This window comes from Rhodoferax sp. MLSD5-FHT05B10, from assembly GCF_058793415.1.
In genome coordinates this window covers 82,808-98,206 of sequence record NZ_JBXAFT010000006.1, presented here as the reverse complement: position 1 = coordinate 98,206, position 15,399 = coordinate 82,808, and the positions used below count along the sequence as shown (strand labels likewise).

The following is a 15,399-nucleotide window of genomic DNA, read 5'->3' as shown; positions in this document are numbered from 1 at the left end:
TCCAGGGGTGGGCACACAGCAGTTCAATGGAACATGAAATCGGGCGACGCCAGCAGGTAGGCATTCCATTCCCACTGGGTCGACGCCTGGGCCAGTGCCGTGCGCAGCGCCGGCGACAGGCCGGGCTCCAGGGCGTCGAAAAACAGCCGGTTGCCCAATTGGGGAAAGCCGGTGACCTGTGCCGGGTTACCGTCATCCGGATCAAACAACCCGGCGTTGCCGCTGCCGATCCATTTGGCAATTTCAAAGCGTTTGCCCATCTGTCCGGCGCTGTTCCAGTCCGCGGCACGCAGGCCGTAGCCGTCGGGCGTCAGGTGGCCGTACAGGCTCTCGCCCAGGGCGTTGAGCATGGCGTTGGCCGGTTTGAGGTTGACAAAGAAGCGGCCGCTTTGCGTGGGGGTGTCATAGGCCAGGCGCAGGGCGGACACGACGTAGTGCATCGGGTCCTTGAACTTGGTCCCCAGGCTGGCATCGAACTCCCGGGAGTTGAACATCACGCGCAGCACGCTGGGGATATCGCCATCGGAACGGATGAACGCGCGGGCCATACGCTCCACCAGGGCCGGGGGCGGGTCGTCCGCAACGAACTGGACGGCCAGCTTGCGGGCGATGAAATGTGCGGTGGCGGGGTTGCGCACCAGCAGGTCCACGGCCTGGGCCACCTCGGTCAGGCCGCTGCCTGCCAGGGTGTGCCCCAGCAGCGTCTTGTCGCCGAAGTCATGCCGGTCCGGATTGAATTCGAAAGCCCCCTCGTTGACCAGCAAGTGCTGCACCGCCGGTTTGACGCGCGAGGGCGCGGCACCGGTGTTGACCCCCAGGCCCGTCAGCACGCGCGCCAGTTCCTGCACGTCCTGCTGCGTGTAGCCGCCGTCCACCCCCATGGTGTGCAGCTCCAGCAGTTCCCGGGCGTAGTTCTCGTTGATCCTGCCGGCTGCGCTCTGGGCGTTGTCCAGGTACACCAGCATGGCCGGGTGCTTCATGGTGGCCAGCAGCAGATCGCGAAAGTTGCCCAGGGCGTGCGGGCGTATGGCCTGTTCCTCGTAGTCTGCAACGGACCACCGCAAGTTGGCCTTGTAGCGGAACACGCTGAAGTGGTTCAGCCAGAACCAGGTCATTTGTTCCTTGAGTTGCGCGGGAGAGTACACGGCGCGCAGCAGGTGGCGTTTGGCAGCTTCCTGGACTACGCGCTCCTGCGCGTCCTGCAGGGCCCGGCGGGCGGCGCTCTTTTCGTCGCCGTCCGGCAGGGCGTTGATGCGGCGGTTCTCCACGTCGGCGTCCGCCAGCAGCCGGGCGGCCGTGTGGGTGCTGATGCTCAGCGCGTCAATCGTGTGCTGGACCGCGGCGGGCAGGGTGTCGCTTGCGGGGGCTAGTTGCTGCTCCAGGAACTGCTTGCGTCCCAGGGCCCGGTACTGCGCCAGGGTGGTGGAATCGAGCCCGTAGGTCAGGCGGTTGATCCAGCGCACGTCATCCGGCTGGAGTGGGCGTTCGGCGCACAGGCCCAGCACGGCGGAGCAGGCCAGCACGATTCCCAGTGCCGCCCGGCATGCGCTTCCCTTGCGGTCCATGGCAGACGCGGCCTCAGTTCCAGCCGATCACGTCCAGCCCCTTGTCACGCAGGCAGCGCTGTACGAAATGCCGGTACGTCTGGCTGGGCTTGTTGTGGAAGGCGCCTGCGGTGGCCCCAGCCGAGCCGCCAATGGCGGCGCCGGCAGCACCCGAGCCCAGCACGTTCTCCAGGCTGCGGCCCCGCACGGCGGCACTCACGGCGCCGGCCACGCCACCCACGGCGGCCCCCTTGGTGGCCCCCTGGGCCACGGCATTGTCTTTTTCCTCCGGCGTCAGGCCAGCCGTGGTGGCCCGTGCGGTGCAGGCCGCTACCTCGTCACGGGCGCGTGCTTCGCCCAGGCTGTTGTAGGTGGCGTTGGGGTAGAGCACCGGCCCGGCGTTGGGGCTGTTGGGGCCGGAAGAGGCGGCGCAGGCCGCCAGCAGGAGGGCGGTGGCCAGTGTGGCGCACGCGGGGAGGGCAAGACGATGCATGGTGTGACCCGGTAGTGGATGTCCAGTGGCACGCGCGGCACCCGCGCGTGGGGCAAGGCATTGGGCATGGCCCCGTATCCCAGTCTACGGGATGACGCAGCCATGCACCCCGTCACAACGCGGCAGCCCGCCGCGAGTTGACACCCGGCCGGTGCGCGCACGCCTGCAAAGGTTACGCCGTGTAAAGCGGGGGTGGCCGATGGCAGAATGGCGTGGCGGCACCGGCTGTGCCACCCGCGCCTTCAGGAGATTGACCATGCATTCCCCCCGTTCACCGGCCCCCGACACCCCCAGCGACGTGGAGGCCATCACGCACGCCCAGCAGGTGGTGGTGTTCGCCCTGGCCACGCTGGCCGAGCAGCGGGAATCCGACTCCGAGAACCACTTGCTGCGCGTGCAGGCCTATGTGCGCGCGCTGGCGCAGACGTTGCAGCGGGAACCCGCGTTTGCCACCCTGCTGAGCGACGCGTACATCGACCTGCTGTGCCGCAGCGTGCCCCTGTACGACATGGGTTCCATCGGCGTGCCGGAGCGCATCCTGCTCAAGCCGGGGCCGCTGACGCCGGATGAAGTGGTGCTCATGCGCACCCACACCACCGTGGGCCACGCCGCCATCGAACGGGCCGAGCAGACGCTGGGGCGGGCATCGCCCCGACTGGTGGTGGCCAAGGAACTGGCGCTGTCGCACCACGAGAAATGGGACGGCAGCGGCTACCCGCAGGGGCTGGCGGCAACGCAGATTCCGGTGGCCGCGCGCATCATGGCCATCGCCGACGTGTACGACGCCCTGATCTCCGACAAGGTGTACAAGGACGGCGTGCCGCACGACCGGGCGGTGCAGGTCATCTTCGGCGAGCGCGGCGCGCACTTCGACCCGGACATGGTGGACGCCTTCATTGCCATCCAGGACACCTTCGCGCGCATTGCCCGCCAGCACGCCGACACCGAGGCCGACATGCGCCACCGGATGGAGTACATGGCCAGCTCCATCGCCGACCACGCCGAGCTGTAGGGGCTGGCGCCGCTGCCCTCGTTACCAGAGGGACAGTGCGCGGCCGGGCAGGCCGGCGGCCAGCAGGCCCATGCCCAGGTGAAAGACACTCCACGCCAGGTAGCGCCGGCGCAGGCGCTGGGGGGGCAGGGCGGAAATCAGGAACAGGCGCGTGTCACGTGGCGCCCGCACCATGTGGATGCCGGGCTGCTGGCGGATGTCCCGGTGGTTGCGTTCCACCGTCCGGGTGGCCAGTCGGCGCGCCAGCTCCCATTCGCGCGCATCAATCTGGCCGTTGCCGTCCAGGTCGAAACGCCGCTTCAGGCCGGCTGCATCGGCCTTCCAGGTGGCCAGCAGTGCGCCCACGTCCTCGCTCAGGTTCAGGGCCGTGGCGGCGCCGCCGATGGTGGAAAACTCGCCCAGCACGTAGACCGTGCTGCCGCCAAACAGCAGTTCCTCGACCTGCTTGGTGCCATCCCGGTAGGTGGTGCGGGTTTCGGCGCCCAGGATCTCGGCGTGGTCGGGGTCCACCCGGCAGGTGCCCGTGGCATCGGAGATTTCAAACGTGGCGCTGCTCACGCCGTGGTCCACCTCGCGCCACTCGCGCTCGCCCGTGTCTTTCTCGTACACCCGGTAGCGGTACCAGATGCATTGCACGCCGCTCAGGGGACTGACGATCAGGTTGTCTTGGCTGACGCTGGCGCGCCCCTGCACCTCCACGTAGCCCTGCGCTGCTGAGCCGATGCGGGAGGTCGCCGTGTTGGCAATGGCCCGTGCGCGGCGCAGGGCCGCAGCCCACGCCCCGATGCCCAGCAGCGCCACCGCCACCAGGAACAGCCGGCTGGCGGTGCCGGGACCGGCCCGCAGCGCACCCACGAACAGGCCCAGGTAGCAGGCCGTGAAAAAGGCGTTGAGGTCCTGGCTGCGAACCGCCCGCAAGCCCCAGAGCAGCACCGGTCTCAGCCTTTGAAGCGCTGGCCGATGTCGACGTCCTGCAACTCCGCGGCAGCAAACTGCAGCAGGTCAAAGGCCTTGAACTGGAACCAGCGCGCCAGCAGCACGCCGGGGAACTGCGCGATGCGCACGTTGTTGATGTTGACGCTGTCGTTGTAGAACTCGCGCCGGTCGGCAATGGCGTTTTCCAGGCCGCTGATGCGCGACTGCAGGTGCAGGAACTGCTCGTTGGCCTTCAGGTCGGGATAGGACTCGGCCAGGGCAAACAGCTGCCCCAGCCCGCCGCGCAAGGCGCCCTCGGCCTGGCCCAGGGCCTCCACGTTGTGGGCCTCGCGCGCCGACGACACGCGGGCGCGCGCCTGGATGACCTTCTCCAGCGTGGCCTGCTCGTGCTGCATGTACTGCTTGCAGGTGTCCACCAGCTTGGGTAGCTCGTCGTGGCGCTGCTTGAGCAGCACGTCAATGTTGGCCCAGGCCTTGGCGACTCCATTCTTCACCTCCACCAGGCTGTTGTACAGGGTGACCAGGTAGACCACCAGGACGCCGACGCCAATCCAGAAAATCACCATTGCAGTTTCCTATTCCATTGATGAAGGGGTGTGCGCCGCATTACAGCGCGAAGATTTTCCCCGGGTTGAGAATGTTCTGCGGGTCCAGCGCGTGCTTGATGGCGCGCATCATGTCCACGGCGCCGGTACCGGTTTCGCTCTCCAGGAAATCCATCTTGTGCAGGCCCACGCCGTGCTCGCCGGTGCAGGTGCCGCCCAGCCGGAGCGCGCGCGCCACGAGCTGGTGGTTCAGCCGTTCGGCGGTTTCGCGCTCGGCGGGAATGGCCGGGTCGATCAGGTAGCCCATATGGAAGTTGCCGTCGCCCACGTGGCCCACCAGGAAGTAGGGAATGCCGGCGGCCTGCGCCTCGGTCACCGAGTCCAGCAGGGCCTCGGCCAGGCGCGAGATCGGCACGCAGGCATCGGTGGTGATGGCCTTGCAGCCCGGGCGCGACTGCACGCCGGCAAAGTAGGCGTTGTGCCGCGCCGTCCACAGGCGGGTGCGCTCCTCGGGGGTGGCTGCCCACTCGAAGGTTTCGCCACCGTGCTCGCGGGCGATGGCCTGTACCGTTTCCACCTGTTCCTGCACGCCGGCGGGGGAGCCGTGGAATTCCATCAGCAGCATGGCGCCTTCGCGCAGGCTGAGCTTGGAGTGCTGGTTGACCACGCGCACGGTGTTGGCGTCCAGCAGTTCGCAGCGCGCAATGGGCACGCCCAGCTGGATGATCTGGATGGTGGTGTTCACCGCGTCGGCCAACGTGGCAAAGGAGCAGGTGGCCGCCATCACGGCTTCGGGCAGGGGGTAGAGCTTGACCGTGACTTCGGTGATCACGCCCAGCGTGCCTTCGGAGCCCACCAGCAGGCGCGTCAGGTCGTAGCCGGCCGACGACTTCTTGGCCTGCGTGCCGGTGCGGATGACCGCGCCGCTGGCGGTGACCACTTCCAGCGCCAGCACGTTTTCGCGCATGGTGCCGTAGCGCACGGCATTGGTGCCGCTGGCGCGCGTGGCGCTCATGCCGCCAATCGTGGCGTCGGCGCCGGGGTCGATGGGGAAGAACAGGCCGGTGGACTTGACCGCTTCGTTGAGCTGCTTGCGTGTCACGCCGGGCTGCACCGTCACGGTCAGGTCTTCGGCGTTGATGGAGAGCACCTGGTTCATCTGGCTCACGTCCAGGCTGATGCCGCCCTCCACGGCCAGCAGGTGGCCTTCCAGCGAGGTGCCCACGCCGAAGGGAATCACGGGGGTGGCGTGCTGCGCGGCCAGTTGCAGCACCAGCGCCACCTCGGCCGTGCTGCGGGCAAACACCACGGCGCCGGGCGGCGGCACGTCAAAGGAAGACTCGTCGCGTCCATGCTGCTCGCGCACCACCTGGGCGGTGGAACAGCGCTCGCCGAACTGGGCTTGCAGGGCTTGCAGCAGCGCGGCGGGAACCGGGCGCTGGTTCACGCGGGGCAGCAAATGCGGGGTGGTGGTAGGGGCATTCATGCGACCAGTTTACGATAGCGAGATTCCTTTTGTACTTTCATGGAGTCGACCATGGGCAACCGCCTCTCGCAAATCGCCACCCGCACCGGAGACAACGGCACCACCGGTCTGGGCGACAACACCCGGGTCTCCAAGAACAGCCTGCGCGTGCACGCCATGGGGGACGTGGACGAGCTCAACTCCCACATCGGCCTGCTGCTGTGCGAGGACATGCCGGCGGCCGTGCGGTCTCTGCTGGTGGAAATCCAGCACCAGCTGTTCAACCTCGGCGGCGAGCTGTCCATTCCCGGCTTCGAGCTGCTCAAGCCCGAGGCCCTCTTGGTGCTGGACCAGGCGCTGGAGGACCACAACGCCAACCTGCCGCGCCTGCAGGAATTCATCCTGCCCGCGGGCACCCGTGCGGCCGCCCAGGCCCACATCTGCCGCACCGTGGCGCGCCGGGCCGAGCGCTCGGTGGTGGCCCTGGGGGCGCAGGATGCGCTGAAGGACACGCCGCGCCAGTACCTCAACCGCCTGTCGGACCTGATGTTCGTGCTCTCGCGCGTGCTCAACCGCTACCGCCCCGACGGCACGGTCGGCGACGACGTCTACTGGAAGAGCGAGAAGCTGGCGCAGTCCGGGCAGTGAGGTCCGGCCATGCGTGACGCCGGCCGACGCCGATTCCGATGTACGGTGGTGGTGGCGGGCCTGCTGGCGCCCCTGGCGGGGCTGGCACAGGACGGCGAAGCCCAGCCGCTGTGGGAGGTGGGCGCCATGTCCCTGCTGATGTCGCAGCAGGCCTACCCGGGCTCCGGCCAGCAGCTGGAGCGGGGCCTGTTGCTGCCGTATGTGGTGTACCGCGGCGACCTGCTGCGGGTGGACCGCGACAACGTGGGCCTGCGCAAGATTCTCTCCCCCGATGTACGGCTGGACCTGGGCTTTGCCGCCGCCTTTGGCGCGGGCTCCGACGAGATCGATGCCCGCCGCGGCATGCCGGAACTCGGCACGCTGCTGGAGTTCGGCCCCCGCATCCAGTGGACGCTGGCCCGCGATGCCAACCACGGCCGCTGGCGCGCCGACTTTCCCCTGCGCGGCGTCTTTGACGCCACGAACCACCTCACCGACAAGGGCATGGCCCTGGAGCCCGAGCTGGTGTACCAGCGCAGCGCCCGCGCGGGCTGGAGCTACGGCGGCGGTCTGGGCCTGCTGCTGGGCGACCAGCGCCTGGCCGACACGCTGTACGGCGTGGCGCCGGCGTACGCCACGCCCAACCGCAGCGCCTACACCGCGCAGGCGGGGTTGATCGCCACACGCCTGTCGCTCTATGCCGGAAAGTCCTTCACGCCGCACCTGCGCATCACGGCCTTCACGCGCGTGGATTCGGTGGCGGGTGCGGCCAACCAGTCCAGCCCGCTGGTGCAAAAGACCACGGGCGCATCGGTCGGCCTGTTCATCACCTACACCGTGGCACAGTCGCAGACGCTGGTGCGGGATTGATTGGGCGATGCTATGCAATGCATAGCGGTATGCGCAGTATTCATGCGGCTGTTAGCCGCATTAGGCACTTATTTTGGCGCCAGGATCGCCATCGTGATACGTGACACGCAGGTCAGTTCGCCGGCCTCGTTGCGCAGATCGATCTGCCAGACCTGGGTGGTGCGGCCGATGTGCACGGGCTTGGCCACGCCGGTCACCCAGCCGCTGGTGGCGGCGCGGATGTGGTTGGCGTTGATGTCCAGGCCCACCGCCCGGTAGCCCTCCGGGCTGGCGAACACCGCAGCGCAGGAGCCCAGGGTTTCGGCCAGCACCACGCTCACGCCGCCGTGCAGCAGGCCGTAGGGCTGGCGCGTGCGCTCGTCCACGGGCACGCGGGCCGAGATGAAGTCGTCGCCGACTTCCAGGAATTCCATCCCCAGGTGGGATACGGCGGTGTTGGCGCTGATGGCGGTCAGCGTCTGAACAGAAATGGCTTGTTTCCAGATGGTCATGGTGCGCGGAGATACTGAAGAGTTCGTGGGAGTTTATACCCCCACCCCAACCGTTGACCTGCATCAATCCCCTGTGCGGGCAGCCTGCTAACCTGCCGCCTCGACTGTTTAATCCCCCCTGTTCCATGCCCTCTCTCACCCTGGCCGAATTTTCCCTGGACCACTTCGTGGCGCACTACTGGCAGCAAAAGCCGGTGGTCATCCGCCAGGGCTTCAAGGCCTTCGAGGACCTGATCACCCCCGAGGAGCTGGCCGGTCTGGCCTGCGAGGAGGCGGTGGACTCGCGCCTGGTCTACCAGAAAGACGGCAAATGGCAGGCCGAGACCGGCCCCTTCGAGTCGTACGACCATCTGGGCACCACCGGCTGGTCGCTGATCGTGCAGGCGGTCAACCACTGGTCGCCCGCGGTGGCCACGCTGGTGGAGCCATTTGCCTTCATTCCGAAGTGGCGTCTGGACGACGTGATGGTCGTCTACTCCCGGTCCCAGGGCGGCGTCGGGCCGCACATCGACCTGTACGACGTGTTCATCTGCCAGGGCTCCGGCCGGCGCCGGTGGCGCGTGGGCGACCGGGGCGCGCACCGCCAGTTCGCGGCCCATGCGGCGCTGCTGCATGTGGACCCGTTCGAGGCCATCCTCGATGTGGAACTGCTGCCCGGCGACATTTTGTACATCCCGCCGGGCTTCCCGCACGACGGCGTCACGCTGGAAACCGCGCTCAGCTACTCGGTCGGTTTCCGGGGCAAGTCGGCCTGCGACCTGCTCAGCGGCCTGGCCGACTACGTGATCGACCAGGAGCAGGGCAGCGCGCTGCTGAGCGACCCCGGGCGGCCGGTGAGCCACCATCCGGGCCAGATCAACGCCAGCGACTTCGGCCTGATCCGGGCGCAGCTGCAGTCCCTGCTGGACAACGACACCCTGGTGGCGGACTTTGCCGGCAGCTTCCTGTCCAAGACCAAATGCGCACTCGACCTGCAGCCGCTGGAAGAACCCATGGACGCCGCCGAGCTGCTCGATACCCTGCAGCAGCAGCCGCTGGTGCGCACCGGCGGCCTGCGCTGCTTCTACGTGGACGCTACGGCGGCCGACGGCGTGTGCTACGTGGACGGCGAACGCCACGCCTTTGGCGCTGCCGCCCGCGCGGCCGTCACGGCGCTGTGCGACCAGGAGCAGCTCAGCCACAGCCAGCTGCGCAGCGGCCTGAAGAACCCGGAATTCGTGGCGGCGCTCACCGCCTGGGTCAACGCCGGTTACTGGTACTTTCTGGACTGACCGGGCCGGGGTGTCGCCTGGGCGTCACCTGCGCCCAGGGGGGCGGGGGCATATTACGGCGAGACACCGGTGCGCCACGGGGCGCCCCGCAAAACCAGAACATGAGCCAGACAACACCCCCTCCCAATCTGCCCCAGATCCGCCTGTACCAGGACTGGCTGCGCGAAACCCGCGGCCTGTCGTTTGCCACCTACAACGACCTCTGGCGCTGGTCCATCACCGACCTCGACGCCTACTGGCAAAGCATCTGGGATTACTTCGAGATGCAGTCGCCCACGCCGCACACGGCGGTGCTGGCCAAGAACGCCATGCCCGGCGCGGCATGGTTTCCCGGCGCGCAGGCCAACTACGCGCAGCAGGTGTTTCGCCACGTGGCGCCGGCGCACGCCGCCGGTTTCCCGGCCATCATCAGCCGCAACGAAGGCGGGCAGCAGCGCGAGCTGGGATGGCCCGAGCTGCGCCGCCAGGTGGCTGCGCTGGCCCTGCACCTGCAAAGCCAGGGCGTCATGCCCGGCGACCGGGTGGCGGCCTACCTGCCCAACGTGCCCGAAGCCATGGTGGCGTTCCTGGCCACCGCCAGCATTGGCGCCGTGTGGAGCATCTGCGCCCCCGACATGGGCACCCACGCCGTGCTCGACCGCTTCAAGCAGATCACCCCCAAGGTGCTGATCGCCTGCGACGGCGTGCGCTACGCCGGGCGCGACTTCGACCGCATGGCCGTGGTGCAGGAGCTGGTGCAGGCCCTGCCCAGCGTGCGCCACGTCATCCTGCACGACAACCTGGGCACCGCCGATGCCCCGGAGCATGCTAGCAATTCCATAGCTGCCTGCGCCCGTTTCACGGCCGTCACAGCCCGAAATGATGCGCAAACCGCGGCCTTCGAGCCCCTGTGGCTGCCGTTTGACCATCCGCTGTGGATCGTCTACTCCAGCGGCACCACCGGCCTGCCCAAACCCATCGTGCACGGCCACGGTGGCACCGTGCTGGTGGCGCTGGCGCTCAAGACCCTGCACAACGACATCGGCTGCAGCTACAGCGACAACAACCGGGGCGAGCGCTTCCACTGGTACAGCTCCACCGGCTGGGTCATGTGGAACGCCCAGGTGGCGGGCCTGCTCAACGGCACCACCTGCGTGATTTACGACGGCAACCCCGGCGGCAGCAAGGACCAGCCCGACTGGAGCACCCTGTGGCGTTTTGCCAGCGAAACGGGCGTGACCTTCTTTGGCGCCGGTGCGGCCTTTTTTGCCGGCTGCCTCAAGGCCGGCGTCGATCTGGCCCAGTGTGGCGACCTCTCCAGCGTGCGGGCGCTGGGCTCCACCGGCTCGCCCCTGTCGCCCGAGGCGCAGATCTGGGGCACCCAGCAGTTCCGTCGCATCGCCCAGACCGCGGCGCAAGAGGACATCTGGTGGTGCAACATTTCCGGCGGCACCGACTTCTGCGGCGCCTTCATCGGCGGCAACCGCGAGCTGCCGCAGGAGCCCGGCGTCATGCAGTGCCGCCTGCTGGGCTGCGCCGTGGAGGCGTGGAACGAAGCCGGCGTGCCCGTGCTGGGCGAGGTGGGCGAGCTGGTGTGCAGCCAGCCCATTCCGTCCATGCCGCTGTATTTCTGGGGCGACCAGGGCAACGCCCGCTACCTGGCCAGCTACTTCGAGATGTACCCGCCCGGCCACGGCCGCAAGCCCGGTGGCGGCGACCTGGGCCCCGAGGCCGGCGGCGTCTGGCGCCACGGCGACTGGCTGCGCGTGGGCACCAAGGAGCAGGGCGGCGAGGGCTGCGTGATCTTTGGCCGCTCGGACGCCACCATCAACCGCCATGGCCTGCGCATGGGAACCAGCGAGCTGTACAGCGCGGTGGAGGTGCTGCCCGAGGTGATGGACAGCCTGGTGGTCGACCTCGAATACCTGGGGCGCGAGAGCTACATGCCCCTGTTTGTGGTGCTGCGCGACGGCCTGGTGCTGGACGACGCACTGAAGACCCGGATCAACGACGCCATCAAGACCGCCCTGAGCCCGCGCTTTGTGCCCAACGCCATCTTCCAGGTGGCCGAGATTCCGCGCACCCTGTCGGGCAAGAAGCAGGAGCTGCCCATCAAGAAACTGCTGCTGGGCCAGCCGCTGGAGAAGGTGGTGAACAAGGACGCCATGGCCAATCCGGCTTGCCTGGACTGGTACGTGGCGTTCGCGCAGCAGCGTTTAGTTCAAAAAAATTGAATTGTTGCGACAAGTAATTTGAATTTTTTGCAGAACGGCGACTCCTAAACTTGTCGCATGTTCCAAACGCCGGTGGCATCCCGCCGCCGGTGGTCTTCACCTTACTTGCCATGCCATCCACTTCCGCTGCCACGCGCTACCACGGTTTTGCCATTGCCCTGCACTGGGTGCTGGCCGTGGCATTGGTGGGCATTTTCGCCATGGGCCTGTACATGGCCGATCTGCCGTTTTCGCCCCAGCGCCTGAAGCTGTACAACTGGCACAAGTGGGCAGGCGTCTGCATTCTGGCCCTGTCGGTGGTGCGCGTGCTGTGGCGCCTCGGCCACCGCCCGCCGGCCTTGCCGCAGGCGGTGACGCTGGCCATGCCGGGCTGGCAGATGGCGGCCTACCGCGCCACCCACGGCCTGCTGTATGCGCTGTTCTTCATCGTGCCGCTGGTGGGCTGGGCCTACAGCTCGGCGGCCGGTTTCCCCATCGTGCTGTTCGGCGTGCTGCCGCTGCCTGACTTCGTGCCGGTGAGCAAGGCCCTGGCTGAGGTGATCAAGCCCTGGCACGAGATTTCGGCTTTCGCCATGGCCGCCTTGGTGGTGGTGCATGCGGGCGCCGCACTCAAGCACCAATGGGTGGACCGCGACGGCCTGCTCGACCGCATGCTGCCCGGGCGGCGCTGAAGCCCTCCGGCGGTACGCACACTGATTCAAGGAGTGAATGAAATGAAACCCGTGTTGTATTCGGTTCGCACCACTGCGGTGCTGTTGCTGGCCGCTCTGGGCGCCTTGCAGGCCCAGGCCGAGCAAAAGCTGCTGCCCGCGCAGAGCGAAATTGCGTTTGTGAGCAAGCAGATGGGCGTGCCCGTCGAGGGACGCTTCAAGAAGTTTGACGCCCAGATCGCCTTTGATCCGGCCAAGCCACAGACCGGCAAGATCGCCTTCACCATCGACGTGGCCAGCGCCACGCTGGGCGCCCCCGAGTCGGACGCCGAGCTGCCCAAGGCCCCCTGGTTCAACACCGCCAAGTTTCCCCAGGCCACGTTCCAGTCCAGTGCCATCAAGGGCCTGGGCGGCGGCAAGTTCGAGGTGACGGGCAAGCTGTCCATCAAGGGCAATGTGCGTGATCTGGTCGTCCCCGTGGCGCTCACCCAGAGTGGCGCCACCACGGTGGCCAATGGCGCGTTCGTCATCAAGCGCCTGGCGTTCAAGATCGGTGAAAACGAGTGGGCGGACACGTCCATGGTGGCCGATGACGTGCAGGTCAAGTTCAAGCTGGCGCTTTCCGGCGTCGGCAAGCTCTGATTCCTTTTTCCCCCAACCCTTTCTTTTCTGGAGTAATCACCATGCGTAAATCCCTTATCGGCCTCGCCGCTGCCGCCACCCTGCTGTCGGGCGTCGCCCAAGCTCAGACCGCCACCTACAACCTGGACCCCACCCACACCTTCGTGACCTTTGAAATCGGTCACTTCGGCACCACCACCAACCGGGGCCGCTTCGACAAGAAGGAAGGCTCCGTGCAGCTGGACAAGGCGGGCAAGGCCGGCAAGGTGGAAGTCACCATCGACACCACCTCCATCAACACCGGCACGCCCGGCTTTGACAAGCACCTGCAAAGCGCCGAGCTGTTCGACGCCGCCAAGTACCCCACCATCAAGTTCGTCTCCGACAAGTTCATCTTCAACGGCGACAAGGTGGCCGAGATCGTCGGCAACCTGACCCTGCTGGGCAAGACCCAGACGGTGACCCTGAAGGCCAACCAGTTCAACTGCTACATGAGCCCCATGGTCAAGCGTGAAGTGTGCGGCGGCGACTTCGAAACCACCATCGACCGCACCGCCTTCGGCATGAACTACGGCATCGACTGGGGCTTCCCCAAGAACGTCCGCCTGGTGATCCAGGCTGAAGGCGTCAAGCAGTAATTGCCTGTCTGCCCCGACAAGGCCCCGCCGGTGCATTGCCGGCGGGGCCTTTTTTTCTGGACGGTAAGATTTGTGCGTCCCAACAGCTTTATCCATCTCCGTGAACACTGATCTGCAACACTGGCGTTTCTTCCGGGCTGGCGGTTTTGACCAGGTGCGCCTGGACACCGCGGCGGAACTGCTCGCCATCGGCTCTCTGGACCAGAAACTGTGGGTGGCCCTGTCCTGCCCGGTGCAGGGCATCGAATTCGACAGCCGCACCCTGGCGTTTGTCGACAGCGATGGTGACGGACAGATCCGCGCGCCCGAACTCATTGCCGCCGTGCAGTGGGCCGGTGAGCGGCTCAGCGACACGCAGGTGCTGGCGCACAAATTGCCCGGCGTGCCGCTGGTTGCGCTGCGCAGCGACGACGAGGAAGGTCAGCGCATCACCGCCGCGGCCCGCGAGCTGCTGGCCAGCCTGGAGCAGACCGACGGCATGGTGAGCGTGGAGGCTGCCAGCGCAGCACAGGCCCGCTACGTGGAGCGCGCCATGGCCGCCTGGGAGGCGCAGGGCGAGGATGTCCTGCCCCTGGGCGACGCCACTGAAGCCGCCTACGCCACCTGGCAGGCGGTGGCCGACAAGGTGGACGACTGGTTTGTGCGCTGCCGTCTGGCGGCCTTTGACGGCCGTGCGGGCGAGGCCCTCAATGCCTCGGCCGACGCCCTGACCGCGCTGGCGGCGGACACGCTCACGGCCGACGCCGAGGGCATTGCCGCCTTGCCCGTGGCGCGGGTGCAGGCCCATGCGGCCCTGCACCTGGGCTCGAGCCTCAACCCGGCGTGGGCTGAGCGCATGCAGGCATTGCGGGAGGCGGTGGTCACGCCGCTGCTGGGCGCCCGCGAGGCGCTGAGCGAGGCCGACTGGCGGACGCTCAAGGATCGCTTTGCGCCCTATGCCGACTGGCTGGCCGCCAAGCCCGATCCGGCCGCCGAGGGCGATGGCGTGCGCGAGCTGGAAAAACTCGCGCGCTACGTGCGCGACCTGATGCCGCTGGCCAACAACTTTGTCGCCTTCCGCGACTTCTACACCCGCCAGGGCAAGGCCACGTTCCAGCTGGGCACGCTGTACATCGACGGGCGCTCGTGCGAGCTGTGCGTGGCGGTGTCGGACGCCACGCGCCATGCGGCGCTGGCCTCGCTGGCCCGCATCTGTCTGGTGTATTGCGACTGTGTGCGCGGCAGCGAGAAACTGAGCATTGCCGTGGCCATGACGGCGGGCGACTCCGACCAGCTCATGGTGGGCCGCAACGGGGTGTTCTACGACCGCCAGGGGCGCGACTGGAATGCCACCATCACCCGCATGGTGGAGCACCCCATCAGCCTGCGCCAGGCCTTCTGGTCGCCGTACAAGCAGCTGGCACGCCTGGTGGCTGGTCAGCTGCAGAAAATGGCGGCCAACAAGGCCAGTGCGTCCAACGACCGGCTCGGAGTCCTGGCCATGGGGGCCACCAAGAAGGCGGTTGCCGCCGGCGACGCGGCGGCCAAGGTGCCGGTCGCGCCGGCGGCGCCCCCGTTTGACGTGGGCAAGTTCGCCGGCATCTTTGCCGCCATCGGGCTGGCCGTGGGCGCCCTGGGCACGGCGCTGGTGTCCGTGCTGTCGGGGCTGCTGTCCCTCAAGTGGTGGCAGGTGCCCATCGCTTTGCTGGTGCTGCTGCTCATCGTGTCCGGCCCCGCCGTGGTGCTGGCGTGGTTCAAGCTGCGCAGCCGCAACCTGGGGCCGATCCTGGACGCCAATGGCTGGGCCATCAATGCCCGCGCCCGTATCAACATTCCGTTTGGCACTTCGCTGACCCAGCTGGCGCAGTTGCCGCCCAATGCCGAGCGTTCGCTGACCGACCCCTACGCCGAAAAGAAACGGCCGTGGGCGCTGTATGCCGGCCTGCTGGTCCTGGTGGGCCTGGGGGTGTATTTCGCGTTGAAGCAGGCGCACCTGGTGTGAGGGGAGGGGGCGCATCGCGCGCCCTTTCCGTGCGGACCCTGC

Annotated in this window: 15 protein-coding genes; 9 read left to right on the top strand and 6 right to left on the bottom strand. The window is 67.5% G+C overall.

Features of this window, described 5'->3' with window-relative positions; genetic code table 11:
- Positions 1-23 precede the first annotated feature (23 nt).
- Both AC1Q5W_RS11115 and AC1Q5W_RS11110 read right to left on the bottom strand, forming a co-directional pair.
- Positions 24-1,565: a DUF1800 domain-containing protein gene (locus tag AC1Q5W_RS11115; RefSeq protein WP_492644579.1), complete on the bottom strand. Its 1,542-nt coding sequence runs from the start codon at positions 1,563-1,565 to the stop codon at positions 24-26.
- 13 nt (positions 1,566-1,578) lie between these two features.
- On the bottom strand, positions 1,579-2,037 hold the full coding sequence (locus tag AC1Q5W_RS11110) for a glycine zipper family protein (protein ID WP_492644580.1): 459 nt from the start codon (positions 2,035-2,037) through the stop codon (positions 1,579-1,581).
- Positions 2,038-2,293: 256 nt separating this feature from the next.
- Between AC1Q5W_RS11110 and AC1Q5W_RS11105 the strand changes: the two genes are divergently transcribed.
- Positions 2,294-3,049: an HD-GYP domain-containing protein gene (locus tag AC1Q5W_RS11105; RefSeq protein ID WP_492644581.1), complete on the top strand. Its 756-nt coding sequence runs from the start codon at positions 2,294-2,296 to the stop codon at positions 3,047-3,049.
- 21 nt (positions 3,050-3,070) lie between these two features.
- Here the strand turns inward: AC1Q5W_RS11105 and AC1Q5W_RS11100 are convergent, their stop codons facing one another.
- The 3 genes from AC1Q5W_RS11100 to AC1Q5W_RS11090 are packed head-to-tail and all read right to left on the bottom strand — an operon-like array spanning position 3,071 to position 6,016.
- Positions 3,071-3,982, bottom strand: coding sequence for a hypothetical protein (locus AC1Q5W_RS11100; protein ID WP_492644582.1), 912 nt, complete (start codon positions 3,980-3,982; stop codon positions 3,071-3,073).
- Positions 3,983-3,987: 5 nt separating this feature from the next.
- Positions 3,988-4,551 carry a LemA family protein gene (locus AC1Q5W_RS11095; protein WP_492644583.1) on the bottom strand — a complete coding sequence of 188 codons (564 nt, stop codon included), beginning with the start codon at positions 4,549-4,551 and terminating at the stop codon, positions 3,988-3,990.
- Between the two features lie 40 nt (positions 4,552-4,591).
- On the bottom strand, positions 4,592-6,016 hold the full coding sequence (locus tag AC1Q5W_RS11090) for an FAD-binding oxidoreductase (protein WP_492644584.1): 1,425 nt from the start codon (positions 6,014-6,016) through the stop codon (positions 4,592-4,594).
- Positions 6,017-6,067: 51 nt separating this feature from the next.
- On the opposite strand from AC1Q5W_RS11090, the gene AC1Q5W_RS11085 reads away from it, so the two are divergent.
- On the top strand, positions 6,068-6,643 hold the full coding sequence (locus AC1Q5W_RS11085) for a cob(I)yrinic acid a,c-diamide adenosyltransferase (protein ID WP_492644585.1): 576 nt from the start codon (positions 6,068-6,070) through the stop codon (positions 6,641-6,643).
- 9 nt (positions 6,644-6,652) lie between these two features.
- Positions 6,653-7,492 carry a MipA/OmpV family protein gene (locus AC1Q5W_RS11080; protein ID WP_492644586.1) on the top strand — a complete coding sequence of 280 codons (840 nt, stop codon included), beginning with the start codon at positions 6,653-6,655 and terminating at the stop codon, positions 7,490-7,492.
- Positions 7,493-7,560: 68 nt separating this feature from the next.
- On the opposite strand, the gene AC1Q5W_RS11075 is transcribed toward AC1Q5W_RS11080, so the two are convergent.
- A complete protein-coding gene (locus tag AC1Q5W_RS11075) occupies positions 7,561-7,983 on the bottom strand; it encodes a hotdog fold thioesterase (RefSeq protein ID WP_492644587.1) in 423 nt (140 codons plus the stop codon).
- A gap of 125 nt (positions 7,984-8,108) precedes the next feature.
- Between AC1Q5W_RS11075 and AC1Q5W_RS11070 the strand changes: the two genes are divergently transcribed.
- The 6 genes from AC1Q5W_RS11070 to AC1Q5W_RS11045 all read left to right on the top strand — a co-directional run bounded on the left by AC1Q5W_RS11070 (position 8,109) and on the right by AC1Q5W_RS11045 (position 15,357).
- Entirely contained in the window at positions 8,109-9,254 is a 1,146-nt protein-coding gene (locus tag AC1Q5W_RS11070; RefSeq protein WP_492644588.1) for a JmjC domain-containing protein, read from the top strand.
- 101 nt (positions 9,255-9,355) lie between these two features.
- Positions 9,356-11,467, top strand: a complete 2,112-nt coding sequence (locus AC1Q5W_RS11065) for an acetoacetate--CoA ligase (RefSeq protein WP_492644589.1) — start codon at positions 9,356-9,358, stop codon at positions 11,465-11,467.
- 110 nt (positions 11,468-11,577) lie between these two features.
- Complete coding sequence (locus tag AC1Q5W_RS11060) at positions 11,578-12,138, top strand: cytochrome b (RefSeq protein ID WP_492644590.1); 561 nt, start codon at positions 11,578-11,580, stop codon at positions 12,136-12,138.
- A 42-nt stretch (positions 12,139-12,180) separates the two neighbouring features.
- On the top strand, positions 12,181-12,759 hold the full coding sequence (locus AC1Q5W_RS11055; protein ID WP_492644591.1) for a YceI family protein: 579 nt from the start codon (positions 12,181-12,183) through the stop codon (positions 12,757-12,759).
- 41 nt (positions 12,760-12,800) lie between these two features.
- On the top strand, positions 12,801-13,376 hold the full coding sequence (locus AC1Q5W_RS11050) for a YceI family protein (protein ID WP_492644592.1): 576 nt from the start codon (positions 12,801-12,803) through the stop codon (positions 13,374-13,376).
- Between the two features lie 100 nt (positions 13,377-13,476).
- Complete coding sequence (locus tag AC1Q5W_RS11045) at positions 13,477-15,357, top strand: hypothetical protein (protein WP_492644593.1); 1,881 nt, start codon at positions 13,477-13,479, stop codon at positions 15,355-15,357.
- The last annotated feature ends 42 nt before the right edge of the window (positions 15,358-15,399 follow it).